The sequence below is a fragment of the Bradyrhizobium sp. Kon69 genome (genome assembly GCF_055807515.1).
In genome coordinates this window covers 1-304 of sequence record NZ_JBVVOS010000250.1, presented here as the reverse complement: position 1 = coordinate 304, position 304 = coordinate 1, and the positions used below count along the sequence as shown (strand labels likewise).

Below are 304 nucleotides of genomic sequence, written 5' to 3'. Positions count from 1 at the left end.
CAATGGTTGACGCTCTTGTATCGTCACATTTCAAACTAATGATTCCAGGGTGCACGGCCAACTTGCAGGTGCTTGCTTTCAAGGGCAGCGAGTGCCTGGATCAACCGTATTTCATTCAGGTGCAATTAGTCAGTGATAACCCAGACCTGGACCTGGAGGCGTTGCTTCATCAGCCGGTGTATCTCTATCTGGGCGAAGCGGATCAAGGCCTGCACGGGTTGGTTTACGCCATCGGCCGTGACGCCCCGGGGGCTCGGCTCACCCGTTATCGTCTTACGCTCGCGCCACGCCTTGCCTGCCTCGC

At 56.9% G+C, this 304-nt stretch carries 1 protein-coding gene; it reads left to right on the top strand.

Annotated elements, in window-relative coordinates:
• Positions 1-68: 68 nt before the first annotated feature.
• Positions 69-304 (top strand): contractile injection system protein, VgrG/Pvc8 family (locus AC0L3U_RS39035; protein ID WP_473365064.1); only part of this gene is annotated, 236 nt, incomplete at its 3' end.